Annotated in this window: 24 protein-coding genes and 2 pseudogenes; 20 read left to right on the forward strand and 6 right to left on the reverse strand. The window is 51.1% G+C overall.

Going from position 1 to position 25501, the window contains the following annotated elements; all coding sequences use genetic code 11:
• Window positions 1-27 precede the first annotated feature (27 nt).
• Together ACFQ2I_RS18065 and ACFQ2I_RS18070 are read left to right on the forward strand one after the other, a co-directional pair.
• Window positions 28-1575: a trypsin-like peptidase domain-containing protein gene (locus tag ACFQ2I_RS18065; protein ID WP_377566640.1), complete on the forward strand. Its 1548-nt coding sequence runs from the start codon at window positions 28-30 to the stop codon at window positions 1573-1575.
• Window positions 1576-1682: 107 nt separating this feature from the next.
• The gene (locus ACFQ2I_RS18070; protein ID WP_377566642.1) at window positions 1683-3488 is read left to right on the forward strand and encodes a B12-binding domain-containing radical SAM protein; all 1806 of its coding nucleotides are present in this window, start codon (window positions 1683-1685) and stop codon (window positions 3486-3488) included.
• Between the two features lie 140 nt (window positions 3489-3628).
• On the opposite strand, the gene ACFQ2I_RS18075 is transcribed toward ACFQ2I_RS18070, so the two are convergent.
• From ACFQ2I_RS18075 to ACFQ2I_RS18090, 4 genes and pseudogenes are all read right to left on the reverse strand, one after another.
• Window positions 3629-4594: a type I phosphomannose isomerase catalytic subunit gene (locus tag ACFQ2I_RS18075; protein ID WP_377566734.1), complete on the reverse strand. Its 966-nt coding sequence runs from the start codon at window positions 4592-4594 to the stop codon at window positions 3629-3631.
• Between the two features lie 39 nt (window positions 4595-4633).
• A pseudogene (locus ACFQ2I_RS18080) lies at window positions 4634-4993 on the reverse strand (VOC family protein); the annotation flags it as partial.
• 90 nt (window positions 4994-5083) lie between these two features.
• The gene (locus tag ACFQ2I_RS18085) at window positions 5084-5668 is read right to left on the reverse strand and encodes a class I SAM-dependent methyltransferase (RefSeq protein ID WP_377566644.1); all 585 of its coding nucleotides are present in this window, start codon (window positions 5666-5668) and stop codon (window positions 5084-5086) included.
• A 1-nt stretch (window position 5669) separates the two neighbouring features.
• Window positions 5670-6638: a TIGR01212 family radical SAM protein gene (locus ACFQ2I_RS18090; RefSeq protein ID WP_377566646.1), complete on the reverse strand. Its 969-nt coding sequence runs from the start codon at window positions 6636-6638 to the stop codon at window positions 5670-5672.
• 251 nt (window positions 6639-6889) lie between these two features.
• Here ACFQ2I_RS18090 and ACFQ2I_RS18095 point away from each other — a divergent pair, with 251 nt between their 5' ends.
• Both ACFQ2I_RS18095 and trmB read left to right on the forward strand, forming a co-directional pair.
• The gene (locus ACFQ2I_RS18095) at window positions 6890-7099 is read left to right on the forward strand and encodes a hypothetical protein (RefSeq protein WP_377566648.1); all 210 of its coding nucleotides are present in this window, start codon (window positions 6890-6892) and stop codon (window positions 7097-7099) included.
• Between the two features lie 149 nt (window positions 7100-7248).
• Window positions 7249-7998 carry a tRNA (guanosine(46)-N7)-methyltransferase TrmB gene (gene trmB, locus ACFQ2I_RS18100; protein ID WP_377566650.1) on the forward strand — a complete coding sequence of 250 codons (750 nt, stop codon included), beginning with the start codon at window positions 7249-7251 and terminating at the stop codon, window positions 7996-7998.
• Here trmB and ACFQ2I_RS18105 read toward each other — a convergent pair.
• Complete coding sequence (locus tag ACFQ2I_RS18105; protein ID WP_377566736.1) at window positions 7968-8528, reverse strand: phosphatase PAP2 family protein; 561 nt, start codon at window positions 8526-8528, stop codon at window positions 7968-7970. The two genes, trmB and ACFQ2I_RS18105, sit on opposite strands and share 31 nt — an antisense overlap.
• Window positions 8529-8834: 306 nt before the next feature.
• On the opposite strand from ACFQ2I_RS18105, the gene ACFQ2I_RS18110 reads away from it, so the two are divergent.
• From ACFQ2I_RS18110 to leuB, 10 genes are all read left to right on the forward strand, one after another.
• Window positions 8835-9047 (forward strand): hypothetical protein, encoded by a 213-nt coding sequence (locus tag ACFQ2I_RS18110; RefSeq protein WP_377566652.1) that lies wholly within the window; start codon window positions 8835-8837, stop codon window positions 9045-9047.
• An 18-nt stretch (window positions 9048-9065) separates the two neighbouring features.
• A complete protein-coding gene (locus ACFQ2I_RS18115) occupies window positions 9066-10301 on the forward strand; it encodes a glycosyltransferase family 2 protein (protein ID WP_377566654.1) in 1236 nt (411 codons plus the stop codon).
• 93 nt (window positions 10302-10394) lie between these two features.
• Complete coding sequence (locus ACFQ2I_RS18120) at window positions 10395-10544, forward strand: hypothetical protein (protein ID WP_377566656.1); 150 nt, start codon at window positions 10395-10397, stop codon at window positions 10542-10544.
• Between the two features lie 45 nt (window positions 10545-10589).
• On the forward strand, window positions 10590-11138 hold the full coding sequence (gene infC, locus ACFQ2I_RS18125) for a translation initiation factor IF-3 (RefSeq protein ID WP_377566658.1): 549 nt from the start codon (window positions 10590-10592) through the stop codon (window positions 11136-11138).
• Between the two features lie 34 nt (window positions 11139-11172).
• Window positions 11173-11373 (forward strand): 50S ribosomal protein L35, encoded by a 201-nt coding sequence (gene rpmI / locus ACFQ2I_RS18130; protein WP_068682086.1) that lies wholly within the window; start codon window positions 11173-11175, stop codon window positions 11371-11373.
• Between the two features lie 47 nt (window positions 11374-11420).
• Window positions 11421-11780: a 50S ribosomal protein L20 gene (gene rplT, locus ACFQ2I_RS18135; protein ID WP_377566661.1), complete on the forward strand. Its 360-nt coding sequence runs from the start codon at window positions 11421-11423 to the stop codon at window positions 11778-11780.
• A 718-nt stretch (window positions 11781-12498) separates the two neighbouring features.
• A complete protein-coding gene (ilvB, locus tag ACFQ2I_RS18140; protein ID WP_377566663.1) occupies window positions 12499-14244 on the forward strand; it encodes a biosynthetic-type acetolactate synthase large subunit in 1746 nt (581 codons plus the stop codon).
• Window positions 14241-14729 (forward strand): acetolactate synthase small subunit, encoded by a 489-nt coding sequence (ilvN, locus tag ACFQ2I_RS18145; RefSeq protein ID WP_377566665.1) that lies wholly within the window; start codon window positions 14241-14243, stop codon window positions 14727-14729. Before ilvB ends, ilvN begins: the two co-directional genes overlap by 4 nt.
• A 127-nt stretch (window positions 14730-14856) precedes the next feature.
• Window positions 14857-15849, forward strand: a complete 993-nt coding sequence (gene ilvC, locus ACFQ2I_RS18150) for a ketol-acid reductoisomerase (RefSeq protein ID WP_377566667.1) — start codon at window positions 14857-14859, stop codon at window positions 15847-15849.
• A 325-nt stretch (window positions 15850-16174) separates the two neighbouring features.
• Window positions 16175-17254, forward strand: coding sequence for a 3-isopropylmalate dehydrogenase (gene leuB / locus ACFQ2I_RS18155; RefSeq protein ID WP_377566669.1), 1080 nt, complete (start codon window positions 16175-16177; stop codon window positions 17252-17254).
• Window positions 17255-17360: 106 nt separating this feature from the next.
• On the opposite strand, the pseudogene ACFQ2I_RS18160 reads toward leuB, so the two are convergent.
• A pseudogene (locus ACFQ2I_RS18160) lies at window positions 17361-17543 on the reverse strand (transposase); the annotation flags it as partial.
• 287 nt (window positions 17544-17830) lie between these two features.
• Between ACFQ2I_RS18160 and ACFQ2I_RS18165 the strand changes: the two are divergent.
• The 6 genes from ACFQ2I_RS18165 (at window position 17831) to ACFQ2I_RS18190 (ending at window position 25429) form a co-directional block, all read left to right on the forward strand.
• Window positions 17831-19270 carry a potassium/proton antiporter gene (locus tag ACFQ2I_RS18165; protein ID WP_377566673.1) on the forward strand — a complete coding sequence of 480 codons (1440 nt, stop codon included), beginning with the start codon at window positions 17831-17833 and terminating at the stop codon, window positions 19268-19270.
• Between the two features lie 109 nt (window positions 19271-19379).
• Entirely contained in the window at window positions 19380-19796 is a 417-nt protein-coding gene (locus tag ACFQ2I_RS18170) for a hypothetical protein (RefSeq protein WP_377566675.1), read from the forward strand.
• Window positions 19797-19991: 195 nt separating this feature from the next.
• Complete coding sequence (sigI, locus tag ACFQ2I_RS18175) at window positions 19992-20729, forward strand: RNA polymerase sigma factor SigI (protein ID WP_377566738.1); 738 nt, start codon at window positions 19992-19994, stop codon at window positions 20727-20729.
• On the forward strand, window positions 20726-22270 hold the full coding sequence (locus ACFQ2I_RS18180; RefSeq protein ID WP_377566676.1) for an anti-sigma factor domain-containing protein: 1545 nt from the start codon (window positions 20726-20728) through the stop codon (window positions 22268-22270). Before sigI ends, ACFQ2I_RS18180 begins: the two co-directional genes overlap by 4 nt.
• A 147-nt stretch (window positions 22271-22417) precedes the next feature.
• Window positions 22418-23818 (forward strand): ATP-binding protein, encoded by a 1401-nt coding sequence (locus ACFQ2I_RS18185; RefSeq protein WP_377566677.1) that lies wholly within the window; start codon window positions 22418-22420, stop codon window positions 23816-23818.
• 96 nt (window positions 23819-23914) lie between these two features.
• Window positions 23915-25429 (forward strand): leucyl aminopeptidase, encoded by a 1515-nt coding sequence (locus tag ACFQ2I_RS18190; RefSeq protein WP_377566679.1) that lies wholly within the window; start codon window positions 23915-23917, stop codon window positions 25427-25429.
• Window positions 25430-25501: the final 72 nt, after the last annotated feature.

The raw sequence follows: 25501 nt of genomic DNA on the forward strand, positions 1-25501 counted from the left end.
TACTAGGGGAAATTAGGAGGAACATACGTGAACAAAAAATGGTATAAAGCGCTCGTACTCCCTACGCTTGCTGCCGGTCTTATACTGGCTCCCGTCGGGAACGGGGCATCCGCTGTCTATGCGGCTTCAACTTCCGCTGTTCAGCAGGAAAAGGAAATTGGACTCATTTTTAACGGTGAAATCATGCCGTTGACTACGCCAATATACAAAGTGAACGGCGCAACGATGGCTCCATTGCAGGAGCTGGCGGAAGCGCTTGAAGCAACAGTCATTGCCGAAGCCAAGACGGGTATTATCATCATCAGATCTGATTACACGACTATCTCACTGGAGATCGGCAGCAAGGATGCGCTAGTGAACGGCAAAACAGTAAGCATGGGCGCAGAAGCGGACTTGCGACACGATGTTGTCTACGTGCCGATTCGGTTCCTGGCAGAGACACTGGAAGCAACCGTGGAATGGAATGCGGAGCAGCATGCGGTGGAAGTCAAGACATGGGATTATGTCAGTGACGAAGAATACGAAGAGTGGCTGGAGGAACAGGAGGAGCTACCTCAACTGGAGATGCTGACTCCTTCGGATATCGTCGACCGATATGATGAGAGCGTCGTTATGATTACAACGAACAACGGGCTGGGAAGCGGAATTGTCATCGGGGAAGATCTGGTGCTGACCAACTATCATGTCATTGAGGATGCCACGTCCGCTAATGTACATACCATTTATTACGATGACGTTCAAGTGAAAGGCGTCGTCACCTGGTCGCAATACTCTGATCTGGCCATCATTCAGACGGAAGAGCCGTTGGACGTGACAATTGTTGAGATCAGCGATGATTATTACGCCAGCAAAGGTGATCCCGTCGTAGCGATCGGCAGCCCGCTTGGCGTGCAGAATACGGTATCGGAAGGTATCATTAGCAACATGACCTATGAATACGGGGTCCGTTACATTCAGATGAACGCACCGATTGACAGCGGAAGCTCTGGCGGAGCGTTGTTTAATGCCTACGGTCAACTCATCGGCATCAACAGCTTTGCTGTCATGGAGACATCGGCGGATCTGAATTTTGCCATCTCCGCCTATTATGCTGCGGATCTGCTGGACAGTATGACAGAAGAAGAGCTCGAGAATGCGGCCTTCTTGCCTCCGAGTCTTCCGGATTCGCTCGCAGGTGCATCCATGAAGGAGATTGAGGATCTGCTGGAAGCGGAATTCGGTACGGTGATGACATCGGGAGGAGAGACGGAGCTTACGAAGTGGAAGGCGGAGAAGGATCATGAGGGCTGGCTTGTCATTACCGCGCAGATGGACCCCAGATTTTACATGTATTATGGCGTCTCGACTGCTGATGAATGGAGAATGTGGGCGATCCAGCTAGGACATGAATTGCATCGCATGCTGCCAGATGACAAGATTCAAGTTCGCATACAGTTCCAGCGCGATTATCCGTTCAAGCCGCGCGGACTTGCTTCGGATGAAGTGAAGCCGAACGGCGATGGCAAGTGGCGTGTGCAATACGATATTATCGATATGCAACTGATGGATCAGATGTATATGGAGACAAGGTTCTAATTGAAGAGAGCTCTTGCAGCCAGGTGTAATGGCGGCGGGGCTCTTCTTTTCTTATCCGAAGTCCGCTACAATAGAAGGCAGCCCCAATTAGAGAGGATATATATAGGATGAAAGTAGTACTGTCAACGCTAAACGCCAAATTTATTCATACTTCGCTCGCACTGCGTTGCCTGAAAGCATACAGCGGCGAGCAATTCGATATGGATATTGCGGAATATACGATTAAGGACCCCGCGATGAACATCGTGTCGGACCTGTACTCACGGAATCCTGATGTCGTGGGGTTCTCCTGCTACATCTGGAATATAGAAGAGACGATCACCGTGATCAATATGCTGCGCAAAATTATGCCGGAGCTGCGTATCGTGCTCGGAGGACCCGAAGTGAGCTATGATACGGAGTATTGGATGGAGCGGCTGCCGGAAGTCGACTTCATCGTCGTCGGCGAAGGAGAAGAGACGTTCCACCATCTGCTCACGGAGCTAGAAGGAACGAACAAATTCCATATGGTATTCGGCATCGCCTACCGGAAGGAGACGGAGGACGGCCCTCAGATTATTGTCAATCCGCCGCGACCAAAGCTGAATCTGGCGGAGCTGCCGTCGCCGCACCGCTTCCGGGAGGATCTGCTGCATCTGGGCAGCCGCGTCGTCTACTTCGAGACGAGCAGAGGCTGTCCCTTCAGCTGTCAGTTCTGCTTGTCCAGCATTGAGGTCGGCGTTCGTTACTTCGATATAGAGAGGACGAAGGCTGACATTCTGTACTTGATCGACAATGGCGCCAAGCTGATCAAGTTCGTGGACCGCACGTTCAATATTAAGCGCGATTATGCGCTGGAGATGTTCCGCTTCCTCATCGAGAATCATGGTGGATGCGTCTTCCAATTCGAGATTACGGCGGATATTATGCGGCCGGAGGTGCTGGATTACTTGGCGGAGCATGCGCCGCCGGGCATCTTCCGATTCGAGATCGGGGTGCAGTCGACGAACGACCCGACGAATCTGGCCGTCCAGCGGCGTCAGAATTGGTCCAAGCTAGTGCGTACCGTGACGAAGGTAAGGGATTCCGGCAAGATCGATCAGCATCTGGACTTGATCGCTGGTCTTCCGCTGGAGAATTACGATACATTCCGCGGCACCTTCAATGACGTATTCGCGCTTCGGCCGGAGGAACTGCAGCTCGGCTTCCTCAAGATGCTTCGAGGTACGGGACTGCGGTTGGATGCGGAGAAGTGGGGCTACGTATACATGGATCGGGCGCCGTACGAGATGCTCGGCAACGATCTGATGCCATTCGGAGATATCGTGCGGATCAAGCGGGTGGAGGATGTGCTGGAGAAGTATTGGAATGCGCATCGGATGGATCATGCACTGCTATACCTGGTCGATCGGGTATTTCCATCTCCGTTCGACTTCTTCCAGATGTACGGGGATTACTGGGAGAGTCGGGGATGGGAGAAGATCGGTCATCAGCTGGAGGATCTGTTCTCCAGACTGTGGCAGTATTTGAATGCGCCAGATTCTTCCCATCTGGATATCGAGCACGATGTCGTGCAGGGGCTGATGAAATACGATTACTTCCTGAATCATCACTTCAAGCCTCGCAAAATGTGGTGGGATTTCACGATGGACAAGGCGGAATGGTCGGGCTGGATGCGCCGTATACTGGAGAGTCCGGAGCTGGTGACAGGCGGCTTCGCCGAATTGGGCTTGCAGGAACGAGAGCTGCACAAGCATGCCGTCATCGAGAAGTTGCCGTTCGACCTCGCTCTGTTCCTGCATAGCGGGGATATTCGCAGAGACCGGCATACGCTGCTCATTATGCTCTATATGCCGGAGGGCGACAGCAGCAAGCCGAAGCCTCGGCCGTATATGCTAACCTTGGATGGCTCCGCTCTGGGAGCGAACGTATAATGAAATGATGGAAGGGCGTCGTAGCCGGCTTGGTCCGGTTACGACGCCCTTTCATGTATTTGGATTCAGTATAAACGAAGCTGAAGAGTGGAGATTGCTGCTGTACTGTAATGCGTATAACCGCAGAGCGTAGCTGCGCATTACTGGGGCACAACACTGCGCAGTACGGTTAAGCTGCCCGTCAGACTGCAGCCCCCCAACGTAGCAGGGAGCAGGAAGCACTCGCCCGCTTTCACCGCCTGCTCGCCGCCGTCCCACTGCAACATTCCTTCTCCGTCGGCGATGACGAGAATGACGAAGCTGTCCTCGGTAGTGGCTAGTGTCGAAGTCCCGTCGACGATCCCTTTCTCCACCAGGAAGTAAGGGGAGGAGGCAATCGTAAGCCACTCGCCTGCATCGATGTCGTCCGTCTTCATCCGCGTCGCGCCTGCTCCCTCGTATGCGATGACGTTCAGCGAATCTTCGATGTGAAGCTCACGTAGCTTGCCGTCTAGTCCTGGACGATCATAATCGTACAACCGGTAAGTCGTGTCGGAATTTTGCTGAATCTCGGCGACCACTACACCGGAGCATAAAGCGTGAACGGTTCCAGCTGGAATGTAGAACGCATCGCCCGCTTCTACCGGAATTTCTTGCAGCGTCTCCATCACTCGTCCTTCCTTGATCGCCGCTTCCATGCTTGCGCGGTCAACGCCTTCCTTCAAGCCATAAATGATTTTCGCTCCCGGCTTGGCGGAGAGGATGTACCACATCTCGGTTTTGCCCAGCTCGCCCTTCGGCAGACCTTCGTAATCGTCTGTAGGATGCACCTGTACGGACAGATCGTCGTTGCAATCCAACAGCTTGATCAGCAGCGGGAATCGACCGTTCGTCTCCGAGAATCCATTCTTGCCGAACCACGCCTTGCCGAACTGATTGCGAATCTGGTCAAGGCCAATCCCTGCAAGTGGACCGTTCGTCACCTTCGTCGTTCCGTTCGGATGATCGCCGATCATCCAGCCTTCGCCGATTGCGCCTTCTGGAAGCTCCAGTTCGAAGCTCTCCAATGCACGACCGCCCCATACTCGCTCCTTCATCTCCGGCTTGAATTGCAGCGGATACGGCATGATGCTGTCAGCACTGCTCTTCTGGAACAACTCCAGGAGTTCGCCGTCCGGACCATAGATGAAGAAGTAGCGGGAGCCGTCCGGCAGAATTGTAATATCCTCGTCCTTCAGTTCCACGCCCAGCCCTTTTACACGTTCCAGCTCGGCATCCAGATTCTCTACTGCGAATGCGGCATGATGCACTTTTCCTTCTGCTGGGAGACTGTCGTTGTACCCCTCAATTAATTCAAGCTCCGTCTCATCATGACCCGGGAAGGTCAAGAAGGCGAGCTTGATGACGCCGTTCGTATGAAGCATCGTATGCTTGTGCTCCATTTCTAGCACTTTGGTGTAGAATGCAATTGATTTCTCGATGTCCTTCACCATAATGCCCAAATGCTCAATTTTTTTGACTGCCATAGTTGTTGTTCTCCTCTCTGTAATAAAAAGAAATGTTACAATATTGGGTAAAGTGCTGCTGCTGCTGCATCTGTCGATAAGGCTCTTGCGTTAGGAACGCGAACGTTCAATTGCTATCAAATAAGGGGCGTGCGGGCGCTGCAATTGACGGTATAGTACGACTTGCGCTTCCCGCTGCGGCAGCTTCGACGCCCACTCCTCCACGATTGACGCCTCGACATCTCCGCCGGGATGTCCGGGATAGAGCGCGCAAGTGACAAGACCGCCGGGACGCAGCAGCGATAGCGCGCCTCGAAGCGCCGAGAGGGTGGAGCCGGGCTCCGTAATAATGGACTCGTCGCTGCCGGGCAGGTAGCCCAGATTAAACATGACTGCGGCGACACTTCCGCGATGAGCCTCGTCTACGACCTCGGACATAGCGGCATGGTCCTTCAGCAGCAGCTCCAGTCTAGGCGCTCTTCCTTCTGCGCGAAGCGGATTCAGACGGCTAGCAGTTCGATCCAGCGCTTCCTGCTGAATGTCGAACGCATAGACGCAGCCGCGCGGTCCGACCAGCTTCGCCAGCTCCAGTGTGTCCACGCCTCCGCCGGCCGTAGCGTCGATGACGATGTCTCCCGGATGGACACGTTCGGAGATCCACTTGTGGGCCAGACTTAGTATAGACAGAAATCCCATTTCAGCCGTTCGCCTCCGTCCGCCACAGTTTCCCTTGCCATGTATCCCGGCTCCGCAGCTCAGCGTCGATGCCGTTGAGCACGTCCCATTTTCGCTGGCTCCACATCGGTCCAATCAGCAGCTCGCGGGGAGCGTCTCCCGTTACTCTGTGCACCACCAGCTCGGGAGGGAGCAGCTCCAGCGTGTCCACGACAAGCTTCGTATATTCCGCTTGCTCCAAAAAACGAAGCAACCCCGCCTCATATTGCTTGACCATCGGCGTCTTGCGCATAAGATGAAGAAGATGGATCTTGATGCCCTGCACATCCATGCGGGCAACCTCGCGGGCCGTATCCAGCATCATCTCATGAGTCTCCCCCGGCAAGCCATAAATAATATGGGTGCATATGCGGATGTTCCGCTCGCGAAGCCGACGTACCGCATCCAGATAGCAAGCGGTGTCGTGAGCCCGGTTGATGATTACAGAAGTAGATTCGTGAACAGTCTGAAGTCCCATCTCAATCCAAAGGTAAGTGCGCTCATTGAGCTCAGCCAAGTAATCCAGCACTTCCTCCGGCAAGCAATCCGGACGTGTGGCGATCGACAAGCCGACGACGCCTGGCTGCTCCAGGATGACTTCAAAATACTCTCGCAGCGTGTCCACCGGCGCATACGTATTCGTATAGGCTTGGAAGTAGCCAATATAACTCGCTTCGGGCCACTTCTTGTGTTGGCGGTCTCTAATCGTATTGAATTGTGTGATCAGATCGTCCCGTCTTCTGCCTGCGAAGTCGCCGGAGCCTCTGGCGCTGCAGAACGTGCAGCCGCCTATCGCGATGGAGCCGTCCCGATTCGGGCATGTGAACCCTGCATCCAGCATAACCTTGAATACTTTGCCTCCGAATTGCTGACGCATCTCAAAGTTCCAAGTGTGAAACCTCTTGTCCCCCCACAGCAGTGGCTGCGATGGCGGCGTTAATTGCAGAACCATCCATTTCCCTTCTTTCAAAACATTCATCACTCATTGTATCGGATTTAAAGTGGAATTGCTATGCTTGGAAGAAGGGGAGGCGGTCGCTGGCTAGTATATATTTCGAGGAATAGGCTTGCATAATCTGACATGGTGTGTTACATTGAAAGTGCGATAAATCAATAAAAAAACCTGACAGAGCTAAAATGTAACCGCACACATGAATAGTCGATTTGATGGGTAAGCTAATATGAAAATCGATGAGGTGATGCATGATGAATTTGACAAAAATTCCGCATGGTGATGAGAAAGTTACAGTGGAGCTTACGGTTAAGGAATTGATGGCGCTATCGGGTATTAAATTCCATGCGAATCATGAGGTAGAGATATCCGCCCGCAAGAAGCTGAATCATGCATTGGAGCATACTTGGGAGCGCGATGGATCCAACGACGGGCCAATCTCGTACGAAATGTTAGGCTAGCATACAGGGATGAATGAAGGAACAAGCCGTAATGCCTTTTAAAGGCAGCGGCTTTTTTTTGTGTACCGGAATGGATGCAACTCCAGGACGGATTCGTTATAATAAACCATTGAGCAACTAACAAAGAAAGTCGAAGGAGCTAATGGGCTATGCGTTTGAGAGGTAGAAAAGGGATACGGGAAAGTCTGGAGAGCCAGCCGGAGCTTGTCGTGCTGGATGCGACCCTGCACAAGGGGAAGTGGAAGACATTTTTCGGCAATGACAACCCGATTTATGTGGAGCTTGGCATGGGCAAAGGACGCTTCATTACTCAGATGAGCGTACGCAACCCGCATATTAATTTTATTGGGGTGGACATGTACGACGAGCTGCTTCGACGAGCCAGCGAGAAGGCGAGAAACGCCTGGGCGGACAACGGCGTGAGCAACCCCGGGAATCTGGCGCTGCTGCGGGCGAACATAGAACACATCGATGCGATGTTCGAGCATGCGGAGATTGAGCGCATTCATCTGAACTTCAGCGATCCATGGCCTAAGAGTAGACATGCCCGAAGAAGATTGACGCACCCGCGCTTCGTGGACAAGTATAGAGAAATCTTGAATGAGAATGGGGAGATCCATTTCAAGACGGACTCGCTCTCCTTGTTCGAATTCTCATTGAACAGCTTTGCCGATATGGAGCTTGTCATGAGGAACATCTCGCTTGATCTGCACAGGGACGGACCTCGCGAGGACTTGGTCTTCACGGAATATGAGTCGAAGTTCATGGAGAAGGGGCAGAATATATATCGTGTAGAAGCGGTTGTAGGCGAAGAAGCGCTGCGCCGCCATCGCGAAGCAAGAGATGAATCGCGGCGCAGCGATGATGCTTATAGAATTGCGAGCGACGACCAGCCGTAATGAACGGCGAACGCGGTTGCCGTTCCCAGCATCGCGCCTGCAGCGACGTCAGACGGATAGTGTAGGCCGAGATACATTCGCGACCATCCTACAGATACTCCAACGATAATTGCTGCGGGCGCGATAACCGTTATCCATATGCCGCTCGCGAGCAATATCGGCGTCAACCAGGCGAATATAGCTGTTGTATGGCCCGAAGGGAAAGAGGAGTCTTGAAGCGGCTTAAGCGTCGTATTCACACCGGTCATGGCCTGGTAAGGGCGCAGTCGCTTGAATTTGCGCTTCACAATGGCTACCGGTATATGGCTGATGACGACAGCCGCGAGACTCTTCCAGCCGCCTGCGCTCCAAGGACCTGCTGCTAGCAGCCCGCACAGAAGCGCAGAGAGTAATGTGAATGTGGCGCCGCCCATATGCGTAATAGTGCTTAACCATCTGTCTATGAAGCGGTACAGCAAGCGTTCTCCCCCGTGCCGTTTGTTCGCCCAGATAAGCATCCTCTGCTCATTGCTTTTCAACCAGCCCAGCATTCTCTCCACATGAGGTCATCCTTCCTTATACGATTGCTACATTTCCCCTGTTGTTGTATGTCATCATCATTGTAACATGTAAATATTCTCGCAGCGTTAACTTGATTGTGATTCCTTTCATTTTTTTTACCAACCAGTCGTTTTAAGAGCCAATTTCTTGCCTTACGCAAAAAAAATCGCCTTTTTTCGATGGATTCGGTCAATCGTTTTTGTAAAGATGAATGATTATTAATGATTGGCAAAAAAATGAGGTATATAGTGCTAAAAACTGAGAAAATAGTAGAGAATAACAATGAGGCGAAGAAAATGGAGGAGAAAAGCTTTTTATATAGGCATGCAAGCGTTTTTCTGTTCCGAAGCGGTTCCAGATTGCATTTTTATCGTTTTGACAAAGGAGACCGTTTGGGAGGAAAATCAGTACGCATAGCAGACGAGACAAAAAAGAAAAAAGTCTGCGAAAAAAACTCGCCGCCTCCAAAGCAGAGGCAGATGCGGGAAGAGAAGAATGGTGTTTTTTGAAAAAGGGGGCAGTACAGTATGTTTATTAGTGTTGCGTTTATTGTGCTTCAAATTTTGCTGGCTTCAATTGCGGTGTACCAGTTCTCGCTCTCTATGTTCGGATTCATGAAGAACAAGAGCCGGAAGCGGCACGCTCCGAGAAAGTCGTTCGCTGTGCTTGTAGCCGCCCACAATGAAGAAAAAGTGGTCGGAGCGCTGATCGAAAATTTAAAACAACTGGATTATCCGGCAGAGCTCTATGATATCTTCGTCATCTGCGACAATTGCTCCGATGGCACGGCGGATATCGCCAGAAGCATGGGCGTTCACGCCTGTGTCCGCAATAACTATCTTCAGAAGGGCAAAGGCTATGCGATCGAATGGATGCTGAAGGAATTGTGGACAATGCCGCGCCAGTATGATGCAGTAGTTATGTTCGATGCCGACAACCTGGTTAATCGTGATTTCCTGCATCTGATGAACGACGATCTGTGCGAAGGACATAAAGTAATTCAAGGCTATCTGGATACGAAGAATCCTGGCGATTCCTGGGTGACAGCGGCTTACGCCATTACTTACTGGTACTGCAATCGACTGTGGCAGTTATCCAGAACGAATCTGGGAATGAGCAACTTTCTTGGCGGCACGGGCATGTGCTTCGAATCCAACCTGCTGAGAGAGATGGGCTGGGGAGCGACAAGTCTGGTAGAGGATCTGGAGTTCTCGATGCGCTGTGTGAAGCGAGGCGTCTATCCAACGCTGAACTACGATGCGAAAGTGTACGACGAGAAGCCGGTATCGTTCCAGGCTTCTGCTAGGCAGCGGCTGCGTTGGATGCAAGGACACTTCAACGTGGCGCGCCATTACTTCTTCCCGCTATTATGGGCAAGTGTAAAGGAGCGTAATCTCGTCAAGTTCGACGCCGCGATCTATACGATTTCCGTCTATGTCACACTGATGGGCTTCGTCCTGACCGCTGCGCTATGGATCGACATGGCGCTGCCTGCTCCGGATGTGATTCATTCCATGTACAGCTACTTGCCATGGTGGCTGCTGGTCGTTGCCATTGCGGCTACGGTATTGCAATTCCCTGCTGCGATGATGCTGGAGAAGGTGAGAAGCTGGAAGATGTATGCCCATCTTCTGACGCTTCCTTTCTTCCTCGTATCCTGGTGGCCAATCACGTTCTATGCGTTCTTCACGCAGAACAATAAAATATGGAGCCACACCCAGCATACGCGGGTTGTGCGCATTGAAGAAGTTCAAAGCAAATAAGAAAGCAAATAAGGAAGGCTGCCGGTTCGTCTTACGGGCTCGACTTATCTGGAAGAAAAATAATTGACAGCATGCCACAGGCTATGATATAGTATGTTGGTATTGTTGATGTATGTCTTCACGCACAAGCAGAAGCGCCCGCTTCTCACCTTCCGGCACTACCGGCTGGTTCGCGTTAATGAAGTAGCAGACCTTTGGTTTCGCAATGCGGAACTCGGCTGCCGAATCATTGAACGGTTATGAGATGCGGGTTCTCCACGAACTCGCATTTTTTTGTGTGAGTATACAATGTACTGGATTCCAATATGGAGGTGGCGAATTATTAGCAGAGAACATCAAATCAATACCGATATTCGGAGCAGAGAAGTGCGTCTTGTAGGGGCGAACGGAGAGCAAATCGGTATTAAGTCGACTCGTGAGGCATTGCAGATGGCTGCAGACGCTGATCTGGACTTGGTGAACGTAGCCCCGACGGCCAAGCCGCCGGTGTGCCGAATTATGGATTACGGCAAGTTCCGCTACGAGCAGCAGAAGAAAGAGAAGGAAGCGCGCAAAAATCAAAAGATTGTCGATGTGAAGGAAGTTTGGTTCCGTGCCAACATCGAGGAACACGATTATCAGGTCAAGTACCGCAATGTCGTGAAATTTCTGAAGGAAGGCGACAAGGTGAAGGCTTCCGTCCGTTTCCGCGGTCGGGAAATTACCCATGCGGCTATCGGCAAGAAAATTCTTGACCGTCTTTCGAAAGAAGTTGAGGAATTGTGCAGCATTGAGCGCCATCCCAAGCTGGAAGGCCGCAGCATGATTATGATTCTCGCACCCAAAAACAACAGCTAAAAGCTGAAGCGCATATTTAAGGAGGATAACTGACATGCCAAAGATGAAAACACATAGCAGTCTGAAAGATCGGTTTAAAATTACGGGTACAGGCAAGGTAAAACGTTACAAGGCTTACCGCAATCACTTGCTCTCGCATAAATCGGGTCGCCAGAAGCGTGTTCTTGCTGGTCAACCGCTTATGGCAGCCGGCGATGTTCGCCGTCTGCAGCAAGGCCTCTCTAACCTGAAATAACAGTTCAATAAAGATAAACTTATAACACCTACAGGAGGTTTCTTTCCATGGCAAGAGTTAAAGGCGGTTTTGTCCGCACACGTCGTCGCAAGAGAATTTTGAAGCTGGCTAAAGGCTATTTCGGTTCCAAACACCGTCTGTTCAAGACGGCTAAGGAGCAAGTATACAAATCCCTGATGTACGCTTACCGCGACCGTCGCAACAAAAAGCGCGACATCCGCAGATTGTGGATCGTTCGAATCAATGCAGCTGCTCGTATGAATGGTTTGTCCTACAGCAAGTTCATGCACGGCTTGAAGCTTGCAGGCGTAGAGGTTAACCGCAAAATGCTGGCCGACCTGGCTGTGAATGACATTTCTTCGTTCAACTCCCTGGCTGGCGTTGTGAAGCAAAAACTGAACGCCTAGTTGTTAGTCAATTAAATGAAGCTCTCCTGATCCCGTTAATGGACGTTAGTCGAACAAGCGGGAGGGAGAGTTTTTTGTTTTTTTGCAGGAACAGTGGGATTAGAGACGTCATAAGCTCGATGAGCCGTAAGCGCATGGAACGGAACATTGGAATAAAGAACTGGCGAAGTCAGCAAGAGAGAAAGACGTTGTAAAGGGTTTTTCTCATATTATTGCGTTGTAGAATGAGTGATTGAGGAGCATACTAAGTAAGGCGAACGCGGGAAAGACGCATGAAGATGACAAGGACAATGTAATATGTCAGCATATTCGGAATTATGGTTCTTGACGAACGGTTCTGACTGGCATATAATAAGTGAAAGTATTTCAGAATATACTCTTATCAGCAGTGATGAGGACGAAGTGTTAAGGGCTCTTTTGCTCAGAGAGCGACGGAATAGCTGCAACCGCCGCCAAAATCCCTTTTCAACGAGCTCACCTCGGAGCTATTCTCCTGAAAGGTCATAACTTATTAGGGAGAATCGCAGGGCAAGCGTTACAGTGCCATGGTAGAACGTCGATATGTGCACAGCGTTCAACCAGTAGAGGTTATCCCCGCAAGGGCGGTAACGAACTTGGGTGGTACCACGGAAGATATACCTTTCGTCCCTGTCAGCTTTCCAATTGGAGGGCTGCGGGACGAAAGGTTTTTTGCTTTTCTAGAGAGGAGGACGACAAAATGGCACCGCAAAGTGCGACAATGAAGTCGAAAGAAGAATGGATGGAAAAATTCTCAAAGCCTGAAGTGATTTCCGGTTCGGAAATATTGCTGCGCAGTTTGTTGCTGGAAGGTGTGGATTGCGTATTCGGATATCCTGGCGGCGCGGTGTTATATATATATGATGCGATGCACGATAATCCGGATTTCAATCACTTGCTTACTCGACATGAGCAAGGAGCGATACACGCAGCCGATGGTTATGCACGCGCCAGCGGCAAGGTAGGCGTATGTATTGCTACTTCGGGACCGGGAGCGACCAATCTGGTGACGGGCATTGCGACTGCTTATATGGATTCTGTGCCGCTTGTCGTCATCACAGGCAATGTCATGTCTACGCTGATCGGCACGGATGCCTTCCAGGAAGCGGATATTACCGGCATTACGATGCCGATTACGAAGCATAGCTATCTTGTTCGTAATGTCGAAGATTTGCCCCGCGTCATTCACGAAGCCTTCCATATTGCCAATACAGGACGGAAGGGTCCCGTACTGATCGATATTCCGAAGGATGTATCGGCTGCGAAGACACTGTTCCAGCCTGTGAATGAAGTGAGCATTCGCGGCTATCATCCTACTGTAGCGCCTAACAAGCTGCAGGTGGATAAGATGATCAAGGCTATCGGAGAAGCAAAGCGACCGATCATATTGGCAGGCGGAGGAGTCGTATACTCCGGCGCGCATGAGGAACTGTTGGAATTCGTCACGAAGACAGAGATTCCGATTACGACGACGCTGCTTGGACTGGGCGGCTTCCCGAGCGGCAACGAGCTGTGGCTAGGCATGCCAGGTATGCACGGCACCTACACAGCGAACAACTCTCTGCAGCAGGCGGATCTGCTGATCAATATCGGCGCCCGCTTCGACGATCGGGTCACTGGCAAGCTGTCAGGCTTCGCTCCGCTTGCGAAGATCGTACACATCGATATCGATCCTGCCGAGATCGGCAAGAATGTGCCCACGGATATTCCGATCGTAGGCGATGTGAAGACAGTATTGCAGGCTGCGAACAAGCTGGCTGCAAGAGCAGAAGCAGCGGACGAATGGCGGGCGCAGCTAGCCGCATCGAAGAAGCAGTATCCATTCAGCTACAAGGACTCCGAGCATGAACTGAAGCCTCAATGGGTCGTGGAGATGATCCACGAGACTACGAACGGCGATGCCATTGTGACAACGGACGTAGGTCAGCATCAGATGTGGGCCGCTCAGTACTATCCGTTCAACCAGCCGCGTTCCTGGGTTACATCGGGAGGCCTGGGCACGATGGGCTTCGGATTCCCTTCCGCGATCGGTGCCCAGATGGCGAATCCGGATCGACTGGTTGTCTCCATTAACGGCGACGGCGGCATGCAGATGTGCGCGCAGGAACTGGCGATATGCGCGATCCATAATATCCCGGTCAAGGTAGTCATTCTGAACAACCAGGTGCTGGGCATGGTTCGCCAGTGGCAGGAGCTTATTCATGAGAATCGCTTCAGCCATATCGATCTGGCAGGCAGTCCTGACTTCGTCAAGCTGGCCGAAGCATACGGTGTGCGAGGCTTCCGAGCTGCGAACAAGGAAGAAGCGCGCTCGGCATGGGAAGAAGCGATGAACCATCCTGGCCCTGCCGTTGTAGAATTCGTCGTTCGCCGAGACGAGAATGTATACCCGATGGTTGCCCAAGGCAGCACCATCGACCAAATGATCATGGGGGATGCAGAATGAAGAAGCATACGATCGCAGTTATTGTCAACGATCAGCCAGGCGTTCTGCAGCGGGTAGCCGGACTGTTCGGACGCCGCGGCTTCAATATCGAGAGTATTACGGTAGGGGCAAGCGAGGAGAAGGGGCTGTCCCGTATGGTTATCGTCACAACCGGCGATGACCATACGCTGGAACAGATTACGAAGCAACTGTACAAGCTGATAGATGTCATCAAAGTGATCGATCTGAGCTCCAATGCGATGGTGGGCAGGGAGCTGGCGCTGATCAAGGTACATGCAGAGCCTGCTATGCGGCCTGAGATACTGGGAGTAGTGGAGACGTTCCGCGCTTCCGTCGTAGATATCGGCTCCAATACGATGATGGTGCAAGTCGTCGGAGATACGGAGAAGATCGATGCCATGGCGGAGCTGCTGCAGCCATACGGTATTCGTGAGTTGTCTCGTACGGGCGTTACCGCGCTCAATCGTGGCAATATGAAGCAGTAACAGCTGGACTAATATGGGATGTATCCCTTTTTTGAGCGGGGGTTCGAGCGGAGAAGGAGCTTCACCGCTTCCTTCTCTCCTTCAACACCCGCTCAAAAGGGTTAAATTAAAGGAGGCAATTATAATCATGGCAGTGACATTGTATTACGAAAAAGACGCTGATTTCGGCGCACTACAAGGCAAAACAATTGCAGTTATCGGTTATGGCAGCCAAGGCCATGCACAAGCGCAAAACCTTCGCGACAGCGGTCTGAAAGTTGTCATCGGACTTCGTCCGGGCAAATCCGCTGACGTAGCTAAGAAAGACGGCTTCGAGGTGCTGACTGTTGCGGAAGCAACGAAAGTGGCGGACATCGTGCAAATTCTGTTGCCTGACGAAACACAGGCGCAAGTATATAAAGAAGAAATCGAACCGAACCTGAAACATGGCGCAGCGATTATGTTCTCCCACGGCTTCAATGTGCACTTCGGCCAAATCGTGCCTAGTGCGGACAAGGATGTATTCCTTGTTGCTCCGAAGTCGCCTGGCCATATGGTTCGCCGTACGTATCAAGAGGGCTTCGGCGTTCCTGGCTTAATTGCAATTCATCAGGACGCGACAGGCAAAGCGAAGGAGATCGGCCTGGCATACGCGAAGGGCATCGGCTGTACTCGTGCAGGCGTAATCGAGACATCCTTCAAAGAAGAGACTGAGACGGATCTGTTCGGCGAACAGGCTGTTCTGTGCGGCGGCGCTTCCGCCCTCGTGAAAGCCGGCTTCGAGACACTGGTTGAAGCTGGTTATGCGCCTGAGATGGCTTACTTCGAGTGTCTGCATGAACTGAAACTGATCGTTGACCTGATGTATGAAGGTGGTCTGGCCGGCATGCGCGACTCCATCTCCAACACTGCGGAGTACGGCGACTATGTAACAGGTCCTCGCATCGTAACGGAAGAGACGAAGAAAGAAATGAAGCGTGTGCTTGAAGATATCCAAGCCGGCCGCTTCGCGCGCGACTTCATCCTGGAGAACCAATCCGGTCGCGCAATGCTGACGGCGACTCGTCGCAACGAATCTGAGCATCAACTTGAGCAGACAGGCAAGCAGCTGCGCGAACTGATGCACTGGATCAAGAAGTAATAGAAGTCATCATACAATAGAGAGCTTTGCCCAGACTGACGAGCTTCGACTGGGCAAAGCTCTTTTTAATTTAACAATAAATGGTTGGAGCTGTCTTTCTACTTCGACATTCATTTTGGTAGAGCGGGCGAAATGGCGAATAACGAGTGATGCGACTTTGGTTGCAATTCGCAAAGAATAGCTTCTGAGGCGTCCGTTAGCCGGGATTTATCCTTCTTTATAGTCCTTAGCTATAAATATCATAGATTTTATATCTTTGTCTTCTTCTATCATTTGTGGTACAAATGATAATAGATTGAGAATGACAAGAGGAGTGTATAGATAAATGACAGACGTGAAGAAGATCGCGGTATTGGGCGGAGACGGCATTGGTCCCGAAGTCGTAGGGGAAGCATTGAAGGTGTTGAAAAAAACAGAAGAGCTGTTCGGCTACCAGTTCGAGACGGAGCATGGCTTGTTCGGTGGAATCGCAATCGATGAGAAGGGGACGCCATTGCCGCAAGAGACGCTGGAGCTGTGCCAGAGCGCGGATGCAGTATTGCTTGGCGCGGTAGGCGGTCCGAAGTGGGACAACAACTCGAAGGAGCTGCGTCCGGAGACGGGACTGCTCGGTATTCGCAAGGCGCTGGGCCTCTTCTCCAACATCCGTCCTGCGAATGTATTCGACTGCTTGAAGGAAGCGTCAACGCTGAAGCCTGAAGTGCTGGAAGGCACGGATCTGATCGTCGTCCGCGAGCTGACAGGCGGCATCTACTTCGGCGAGAAGTTCCGTCGCGAAGGAGAGAACGGTCAAGAGGCTGTAGATACTTGCGTATACAATGTTGTGGAGATAGAACGCATCGTTCGTCAGGCGTTCGATATCGCTATGACGCGCGGCAAGCGGCTTGCTTCCGTAGATAAGGCCAACGTACTGGAGACGTCCCGCCTGTGGAGAGAAGTCGTAATCCGCGTAGCCGAGGAATATCCGGAGGTGGAGCTAGAGCACGTACTGGTCGACAATTGCGCCATGCAGCTGCTGCGTCGTCCGTCCAGCTTCGACGTCATCGTGACGGAGAATATGTTCGGCGACATTCTGAGTGACGAAGCGGCCATGTTGACGGGTTCCATCGGCATGCTGTCGTCCGCATCGCTTGGTGAAGGCAGCTTCGGTCTATACGAGCCGGTGCACGGCTCGGCTCCCGACATTGCCGGACAAGGCATCTCTAATCCGATTGCAACGATTCTGTCCGTAGCGCTTATGTTCCGCCTGACATTCGGTTATCACGATGCAGCGCAAGCCATTGAGGATGCAGTTAAGGAAGTGCTGGATGCTGGACATCGCACAGGCGACATCGCCACGGACAAGAGCAAGGCAATCGGTACGACGGCGATGGGCGATCTGATCGTAGCTGCTATGAAGAAGTAAGACATTAGTCCATATATCAAGAGAACCGCAAGCTGAAGCATGCTCTCCCTCGATTGGGGAGGGCATGTTTTTTTGCTCTTCTCTACTAGTGATAATGCTGCTTAAATCACACCAGTTCCTTTCCTGCAAACCTTTGAAAACCGGGGCACTTCTCGGAACTGTGGTATCTACTGTGGTATCCGCGGGCTTTTCGTTTGGCTGCTTGAAACAAACTGTGTACGCCTTTTAACAAGTCGTTAGTCATCTTGGATGTAAACCAATGTATGACTCGATCGTAATGTTTTTGTAGCGAAATCCCTAGCAAGCGAGCCTGCAGTGTATGCAGCCAACGCTAGAGTGGCAGAATCCCGAGCAAACGAGCCTGCAGTGTATGCAGCCAACGCTAGAGTGGCAGAATCCCGAGCAAACGAGCCTGCAGTGTATGCAGCCAACGCTAGAGTGGCAGAATCGCGCACAAGCGAGCCCGAAGAGAGTAGTAAACGTACGCCATCAGGCGTTTTCTTATAAAACAAATTGGATAAATGGCCTTAATTTATTATAATAGAGATACAAGTTTTTGGTTAAGGGGGAACGCGTTTGACATTTACCGTAGACAATTCTATACTTCTTCTTTCTTTCTTGCTCATCGTAGGTGTCATGATGACCAAGTTCTCCTCTCGATTGGGGGTGCCCTCCCTCGTTTTCTTCATCGCGGTAGGGCTGCTCCTCAGCAAATTCATTTATTATGACGATGCGTATTTGACGCAGTTATTCGGTATTCTTGCCTTAATCGTCATTCTCTTCGAAGGTGGATTGCAGACTAAGTGGAACAATGTAAAGCCTGTGATCGTGCCATCCGCCATATTGGCGACGGTGGGGGTATTGATTACGGCTGGCATTATCGGTGTGCTGGCCAAAATTATTCTGGATTTGACTTGGCTGGAAGGCATGCTGTTCGGGGCGATTGTCGGTTCTACGGATGCCGCTGCGATCTTCGCGGTATTGGGCACAAAGAATATCAAGACGAAGCTGACGGCTACGCTGGAAGCGGAATCAGGCACTAACGATCCAATGGCGATTTTCTTGACGATTTCGCTTATCGAGCTTATCCAGCATCCTGACACCAGCTTTGCCAGTTTAATTCTGGGCTTCGTGTGGCAGATGGGCTTGGGCCTTCTTATGGGCGTGATGCTGGGCAAGGCATCTGTCTGGATTATTAATAAGATTAATCTGGATTCCTCGGGGCTTTATCCTGTGTTGTCCATGGCGCTGGCGATTTTGACTTACAGCGGAACAGCGATGCTGAATGGAAGCGGATTGCTGGCCGTGTATGTTATGGCCGTATGGGTCGGCAATTCGGATTTGACCTACCGGCATTCCATCTTCCGTTTTAATGAAGGGTTTGCCTGGATGATGCAAATATCCATGTTTATATTGCTGGGATTGCTTGTATTCCCTGACCAACTTGTGTCGGTAATTTGGCAAGGGCTAGGACTTTCGATACTACTCATGTTCGTCGCTAGACCTATTGGCGTATTTATCAGCATGTTTTTCTTAAAGTATAATATGAAGGAAATGACGTTCATCTCATGGGCGGGACTGCGCGGGGCCGTCCCAATCGTGCTGGCTACATATCCGCTCATTGCAGGTCTGGAGAATAGCCAGCTTATATTTAATGTTGTGTTTTTCGTTGTCCTGACTTCGGCTCTCGTTCAAGGCTCGACGGTCTCCTTCGTCGCGGGCAAGCTCGGGTTGCTGGGCAAGCAGAAGGCGATTGCTCCCCATACGCTGGAATTGGTCTCCATCGGGAAGACGAATTCGGAAATTATTGAGATTGATGTCGAGGAGCAGTCACCGGTGGCCGGCAAAAAAATTCAACATGCCGAACTGCCTGAAGATGCGCTTATTACAGCTATTGTAAGGCAGGATAAGATTATTACCCCGCGAGGGCAGACGGTTATTGAGCCTGGCGATGTCTTGTACGTACTGCTTCCGAAGAATAGCAGGGAGAAGATCAAGCAGCAACTCAAATCATAGGGACGCAGGGAAAAAAGAGCCATGCAGCGAATAGATATTCATTTAAGCGGTAAACTTGCCGTAAAATAGATAACGACCTACTTCATCAATTGTCAGGGGGGTATGGTAAATGAGCTTTTGCTGCGGCGCCAGCATGATTGGAACGAAGGGCACCTTGAAGCATTATCGCACATATATCCATAACGTGCCTATTCTGTTCTGCCCGGTATGTCACGGAATTGATATTCATTACCTTGCCCAGCAGGAATATGATATACTGGCTGAATATGCGCATGGAGACGGCTCTTCCGAGGTGGACTTCACGGATTACGTGGATCACCAAGAAGCGGACCTGTTGGAGAACTGTGTGAATCATGAGCAGGAAGAACCCATGGAAGTCGTTCATAATCAGATTGATATGGCTCTTGATTTGCTCAGCTTTGCCAAGCAGCTTGGAGACAAGGAATGGCAACTGGAGTTGAAGAAGCGGCTTCAAGTACTGAACAACAGACGCAATAAGCTATTGCAACGGAAATCGTCCGTTTAGCTTGACGTTACTTGCCTCCGTGTATGGGGGCTTTTCTTTTTGACGAAAAATGAATAAATTCTCATCTGTACCCCCGCAAAGGGGACGTACAGCAACGAATCTATTAGTAGCGAGGTGGGGCGGTTGTTACTGATCCTCTTCAAGCGATTCTTAAGGAAATCGCTTGATACGCAAGAGAAGTCTACCCGGCGCCAAGTGGAACCAGAGCAGTACATAAGCATGATACGACAAGGCGATGAAGAAGCAAGAGAACAGTTCATTGCTGAGTATTATCCATATATAGCGAAAGTGGCAAGCGGATTCTGTAAAAGATACGTAGATCCGGAGAGGGATGATGAATTCAGCGTAGCATTGCTTGCATTCAATGAGGCAATTGACCGTTATGATAGCTTGGCGGGCGCCTCGTTCCTCGGATTCTCAGCTACTGTTATTCGGCGTCGGCTTATTGATCATGTCCGGAAAGAAGAGAGGCATCTGCGCACCGTTCCGTACAGCTCCTTCGATACGGAGAAGGATGAGGGAACGTTTAATATATTAGAGCTAAGCGAGGCCATGGCCGTACATGAAGACAATCGGATCATGGAGGAACGAAGGTATGAAATCATCGAGCTTGGCAAGGAACTGCGTAACTACGGTATTGCATTCGCAGAGCTTCCGGAGCAATCGCCGAAGCATGCCGATTCCAGGGAGCTCCTTATCGGGATCGCCAGACTGCTGGCTTCGGATGCCGGGCTGATGAAGCTGCTTAAGGAGAAAAGGCGGTTGCCCATCAAGGAGCTGATGGAGGCTGGCGGCGTATCCCGCAAAACAATAGAACGTAATCGAAAGTACCTGATTACCATTGCCCTGGTTCTGTCGGGATCCTATCCCTATATGAACGATTATCTGAAAATCTCGGATCAGCATGCAGAGAGAAAGGAGGCGAGCAAGTGAAGCGCGGAGTTGTCATGAGCATCAATAAAAAGTATAGCACAGTTATGACGGCAGACGGTCAATTCGTACGCGTTCCGCTTCAAGGCTCGCCACAAATCGGTGAAGAGATCTTGTTCGAGGAGGCGTTCAGACGACCTGGATCCTTCAGAACTCTATATCGCTATGCCGCAGCGGCGGCAGTGACGGGCGTCTTGCTAACAGCTTGCTTGTTGTACGCCTTGTCGCAAGTCAATCCGGTTGTCGCTTACTTGACGATAGATATTAATCCAAGCCTAGAGATGGGCGTGGATAAGAACGCCAATGTGCTCACGCTTCGGGCATTGAATGAGGAGGGCGAACGACTGGTAGCCGGATTCCATTACAAGGGCATGGACATTGATACAGCGGCATCTGTTATGTTGCAGCGAGCGGCAGATGAGCACTATCTGGATGAACCGCATAGAGATATTCTGATTACTAACGTCTTGATGAGAGAGCGGAGCGGGGTAGACGAATTGGAGAGCAAGGTGGCAGACGGGCTTAGAGAGAGATTGAATGATATGTTGAAGCGTCAGCTGCCGGATAAGGAAGTGACAATTACGACGTTGTCCGCGCCGAAGGAGCTACGGGATGAGGCGGATGCCAACGGTATCTCCACCGGCAAGATGGCCGTCTATCTGATGGCGAAGGATGAGGGCTATCAGCTGGAGATGAATGAGGTGAAGGCGCAGACCATCGATAAAGTAACGGAGCCGATGGGCGGTCTTCAACAAGTTGTTGCGGAGGAAGAGCGCGCAAGCAATGCCAAGGAGAAGCTGCGGCAGCTTCTCATTAAGGAACGAGAGCAAGAAGAGAAGGACAAAGCATCCCATCAATCGACAATTGCGCCGTCGAAAAATCAAGACAAACCACAGATTCCACAAAAACCGACAAGCACAAAAAAACCGACGCTCAAACCGGCCGTAACTCCGACTAAAGTCCCTGTGGGCAAGCCAACCAAGAAGCCAAAGGAGGAGAGCGGAAAGCCGTCTTCAAGACCTGTTGCAATTCCTGACGGTAAAGGAAATGGCAAATGGCAAAATGACGATGACGATGATGATCGGAAACAAGGCAATTACGAGTGGCGGGACAAAGACGAGAATAGAGATAATGATCGCGATGATGATGATGATCGATATGACGAAGATCGAGACGACGACCGGGGTGATCGTGATGACGATGATCATGATAACGATGATCGACGTGAGGATCGCGATGATCGCGATGATCGCGATGATGAGGATCGAGACGATGATAGAGGGAATCGGCGCGACGATTGGAATCAACGTAACGACCGCAATGATCGAAAGGATCGAGAGAAGGACGACCGGGATGACCGCGATAGCTGGAAAGATCGGGGGAAGCAGGCAGATCTGCTGAAAAATGGAGACAAGCGTAATGACGACGATGATGATCAGGATGATCTTCACGACGATGACGGGTTTGAAGAGGTAGAGGATGGAGACGATCGTCGAGGGTGGCACAATGATGACGACGACGATGATGATGACAATGACGAATAGGAGAGCATCTATGCTTGTTAAAGGGGAGGTTTATACCAAAATTCGACAGTATTTCCGATTGACAGGGTTTGCGAAGTGAACCTATCATTGTATATAGAGGCAATAAGTCGACCATTATCCATAGTAGCAGCCGGGGAGGAGTAGATTATGCAAGCGATTCGAAAGCGTTATTTCCCGGCGCTTGCCGAGTATATTAGAGGGGGCAAGGATGCTTCCCTCTCTCAAGCCAATGAGCTGGGGCGTCAGCTTTACGGTTTTAACCCGGAGGAAATAATCTCACTTCATGAGGAATGTATCCAATCGCTAGCAGCCAATGTGGACTATAAGGAAGCCATTCAACTCTATCACAGATCTTTTATTTTTTTGATGGAGTTGATGGTTACCTGTCGTTTCAAGATGGAGATTGCTGCAGATCGTTCTTTTCCTGAGCAGACAATGGATCAGAAGTTTTCTGAAATGCGAGAGATGCTGTTTCTTTCCAACCGTTCCTTTGAGAAAGTGAAGAACAAGTATGAAAATGTGCTGCAGCATATGGATAGTGGTATCGCCTTATTCGACAACGACGGAATATTGTCATTCATCAATGTGCAAATGGCTAAGCTCCTTGATATCCCCCGCAAGACGTTGATCGGCTGCAACGTAAGGGAGATATTGTTGCATCCCAAGCTGGGCAAGGGGACGAAGAGAACCATTCTTCGGATCTACAGGGAGATGATTTTAAAGCGTAACAGGTATTTCGAGTTTCAACAGAAAGACGGCAAGCATTTGTTGGCAACGGTTACATATGGTGATCAGTTGGACGGGGATTTCCTGTTCAGTGTGAAGGACGTGTCGGAATACAAGCAAATCGAGCAAAGCGCCCTGCAGAACGACAAGCTGGCGATGCTGGGGAAAATCGCTGCGGCTATTGCCCATGAAATTCGCAATCCGCTGACTAGCATAAGGGGCTTCATTCAATTGTTGCGTCCTTATTTGCTGGAAGTGGGCAAGGAAGAGTATGCGCGCATCATATTGACCGAGATTGACAGGGCGAACGACATTATATATGAATTCCTGAATTCATCCAAGCCGTCGGCTCCAATGAAGCAGGCAATTTCTATTAATCATTTGCTTAAGGAAGTAGCAATTCTTACGGAAAGCGAAGCCTTGCTTCGCAATTGCGAGATAATCGTGGAGCCTGTCATAGGAGGCGAAGAATCCATCGTATCAATCGATGTGAAGCAAGTAAAGCAGGTTATTCTCAATCTGCTCAAAAATGCGTTGGATGCAGTTGAAGAAGTGCAAACGGAACGGCGCGGACGAATCGACATTCATCTGAATAACGACGGGCAATATGTGGCCATCACGATAAAGGATAACGGCAAGGGCATGGACAAGTCGACGATGGGCCGGCTGTTCGATCCATTCTTCACGACGAAGCAGGCGGGAACAGGGCTGGGGTTATCCGTTAGCTATCGCATTATCCGCAATCATGGCGGTAATATTTCAGTGGACAGTCGGGTGGGGTTTGGAACGGAATTTACGATTTATTTGCCTTTAGCGGCTTAAAGGGTTAGAATTCAAATCGGAGGCCTATTCTCCGGTTTTTTTTCTGTTCATAACAGATAGGATGAAAGAAGGGATGCAGGAATGGAGGAGAAGAGCATGACCCTATTTACATTCGGCAAGGAACACCGTAACGGCGTGTCGCCGGACGTGTTCGTCCGATTCATTCATGCTACCGAGTTAAACGGGGAAGCGGCAATTATAAGTCCTGAGATCGATCGCAGTCTAAGGAGCAGTTATAAGAAGAAAAGGTTTGCAGCAGGACATGGACAAGTGGAAATTGTACCGACGCTTGGCTTGCACGAGGCGGAGCATATCGCTTTCGTCGGATATGAGCCGGGACAAGGGACAAGAGGAATCAGGCTGGCTGGAGCAGCTGCTGCAAAAGCGATGAGGAGCGTCGGTGCAGAGCATGGGGAAGTGCATCTCGATCCCGTCTCTCTCGGAAGTGACTGCTTGGCTTGCGGTGCGGAGCCGGCTGCCCAAGCGCTAGTGGAAGGCGTACTGCTCGCGCTACATGACAGGCGTCCGTTGTTGAAGGAGCCGAAGGAGAGATTCAGGCTTCAGACGGTAGCATTAGTGGCAGATGAGGATGAGCCATCCGGCGCTATTCTGGGGGACAGAGAGGCATGGGGACGTGGAATGGAGAGAGGCAGGACGATCGCGGAAGCCGTATGTTTCGCGCGAGACTTGACCAATCTGCCCGGCAACGATCTTACGCCAGAGCGATTGGCGTTCCATGCGGAGGAATTGGCACAAGAGCTGGAACTCGATATCGAAGTGATCGACGAGTGGACAGCAGAAGAGCAAGGCATGGGAGGTCTTCTCGGCGTAGGCCATGGCAGCGTCAATCCGCCTCGGATGATTGTCATTCATTATCATGGTGCGGCGAATTCAGATGAGGTGTGGGGCTTGATTGGCAAAGGGATCACGTTCGATACGGGCGGTATATCCTTGAAGAAAGCGCCCGGAATGGAAGAGATGATCTCCGATATGGGAGGAGCTGCCGCAGTTCTTGGGGCATTGCGCGCCATTGCTGGCATGAAGGCGCCAGTCAATGTGCTGGCCGTGATCCCGGCCGCTGAGAATATGCCTTCCGATCGAGCATACAAGCCCGGCGATGTGCTGCGGATGATGAACGGCACGACGGTGGAGATCGTCAATACAGATGCAGAGGGCAGGCTTGTCCTCGCGGATGGCTTGACCACCGCAATTCGAAGAGGAGCTACGAAACTGGTAGACGTAGCGACATTAACAGGCGCGGTAATGGTCGCTCTCGGTTATGAAGCGACCGGCGCGGTTGGCAACAACGACGAACTGATGAAAGAAGTGCTAGCGGCATCGGAACGATCGGGCGAGCGGGTATGGCAGCTTCCCGCCTATGACGAATACAGGAAGCTGCTTCGCAGCGACGCCGCAGACATGAAGAATGGAGGCGGCCGTTATGCAGGTACGATAACTGGCGGATTGTTCATTGGCCATTTCGCGGAAGATCTGCCTTGGGTGCATCTGGATATAGGCGGAACAGCGTGGCTGGAGCGAGATAGAGGGTGGGAGCCGAAGGGCGGCACTGGAGCGATGGCGCGTACGCTGGTGGAATTAGTGACGCATTAACCTGTATATGCTGACGATCGATGCTAGAAAGCGATGAAACCGATGCCATAAAGGTTATGGATGACGAGCATG

The sequence above is a fragment of the Paenibacillus chungangensis genome (genome assembly GCF_042675905.1).
GTDB classification, from domain to species: Bacteria; Bacillota; Bacilli; order Paenibacillales; family Paenibacillaceae; genus Pristimantibacillus; species Pristimantibacillus chungangensis.

What these genes read in the sequence shown, in the direction of transcription:
- ACFQ2I_RS18095 (WP_377566648.1), top strand. Translation starts at nt 6,890, where the DNA reads ATGATGAATTTGACAAAAATTCCGCATGGTGATGAGAAAGTTACAGTG.
- ACFQ2I_RS18170 (WP_377566675.1), top strand. Translation starts at nt 19,380, where the DNA reads ATGAGCTTTTGCTGCGGCGCCAGCATGATTGGAACGAAGGGCACCTTG.
- infC (WP_377566658.1), top strand. Translation starts at nt 10,590, where the DNA reads ATGTACTGGATTCCAATATGGAGGTGGCGAATTATTAGCAGAGAACAT.
- ACFQ2I_RS18185 (WP_377566677.1), top strand. Translation starts at nt 22,418, where the DNA reads ATGCAAGCGATTCGAAAGCGTTATTTCCCGGCGCTTGCCGAGTATATT.
- ACFQ2I_RS18120 (WP_377566656.1), top strand. Translation starts at nt 10,395, where the DNA reads ATGTTGGTATTGTTGATGTATGTCTTCACGCACAAGCAGAAGCGCCCG.
- ACFQ2I_RS18190 (WP_377566679.1), top strand. Translation starts at nt 23,915, where the DNA reads ATGACCCTATTTACATTCGGCAAGGAACACCGTAACGGCGTGTCGCCG.
- ACFQ2I_RS18090 (WP_377566646.1), bottom strand. Translation starts at nt 6,638, where the DNA reads ATGGTTCTGCAATTAACGCCGCCATCGCAGCCACTGCTGTGGGGGGAC.
- ACFQ2I_RS18115 (WP_377566654.1), top strand. Translation starts at nt 9,066, where the DNA reads ATGTTTATTAGTGTTGCGTTTATTGTGCTTCAAATTTTGCTGGCTTCA.
- ACFQ2I_RS18075 (WP_377566734.1), bottom strand. Translation starts at nt 4,594, where the DNA reads ATGCCGTATCCGCTGCAATTCAAGCCGGAGATGAAGGAGCGAGTATGG.
- ACFQ2I_RS18110 (WP_377566652.1), top strand. Translation starts at nt 8,835, where the DNA reads ATGGAGGAGAAAAGCTTTTTATATAGGCATGCAAGCGTTTTTCTGTTC.
- ACFQ2I_RS18070 (WP_377566642.1), top strand. Translation starts at nt 1,683, where the DNA reads ATGAAAGTAGTACTGTCAACGCTAAACGCCAAATTTATTCATACTTCG.
- ilvB (WP_377566663.1), top strand. Translation starts at nt 12,499, where the DNA reads ATGGCACCGCAAAGTGCGACAATGAAGTCGAAAGAAGAATGGATGGAA.
- leuB (WP_377566669.1), top strand. Translation starts at nt 16,175, where the DNA reads ATGACAGACGTGAAGAAGATCGCGGTATTGGGCGGAGACGGCATTGGT.
- ACFQ2I_RS18105 (WP_377566736.1), bottom strand. Translation starts at nt 8,528, where the DNA reads ATGCTGGGCTGGTTGAAAAGCAATGAGCAGAGGATGCTTATCTGGGCG.
- trmB (WP_377566650.1), top strand. Translation starts at nt 7,249, where the DNA reads ATGCGTTTGAGAGGTAGAAAAGGGATACGGGAAAGTCTGGAGAGCCAG.
- rplT (WP_377566661.1), top strand. Translation starts at nt 11,421, where the DNA reads ATGGCAAGAGTTAAAGGCGGTTTTGTCCGCACACGTCGTCGCAAGAGA.
- ilvN (WP_377566665.1), top strand. Translation starts at nt 14,241, where the DNA reads ATGAAGAAGCATACGATCGCAGTTATTGTCAACGATCAGCCAGGCGTT.
- ACFQ2I_RS18085 (WP_377566644.1), bottom strand. Translation starts at nt 5,668, where the DNA reads ATGGGATTTCTGTCTATACTAAGTCTGGCCCACAAGTGGATCTCCGAA.
- ilvC (WP_377566667.1), top strand. Translation starts at nt 14,857, where the DNA reads ATGGCAGTGACATTGTATTACGAAAAAGACGCTGATTTCGGCGCACTA.
- rpmI (WP_068682086.1), top strand. Translation starts at nt 11,173, where the DNA reads ATGCCAAAGATGAAAACACATAGCAGTCTGAAAGATCGGTTTAAAATT.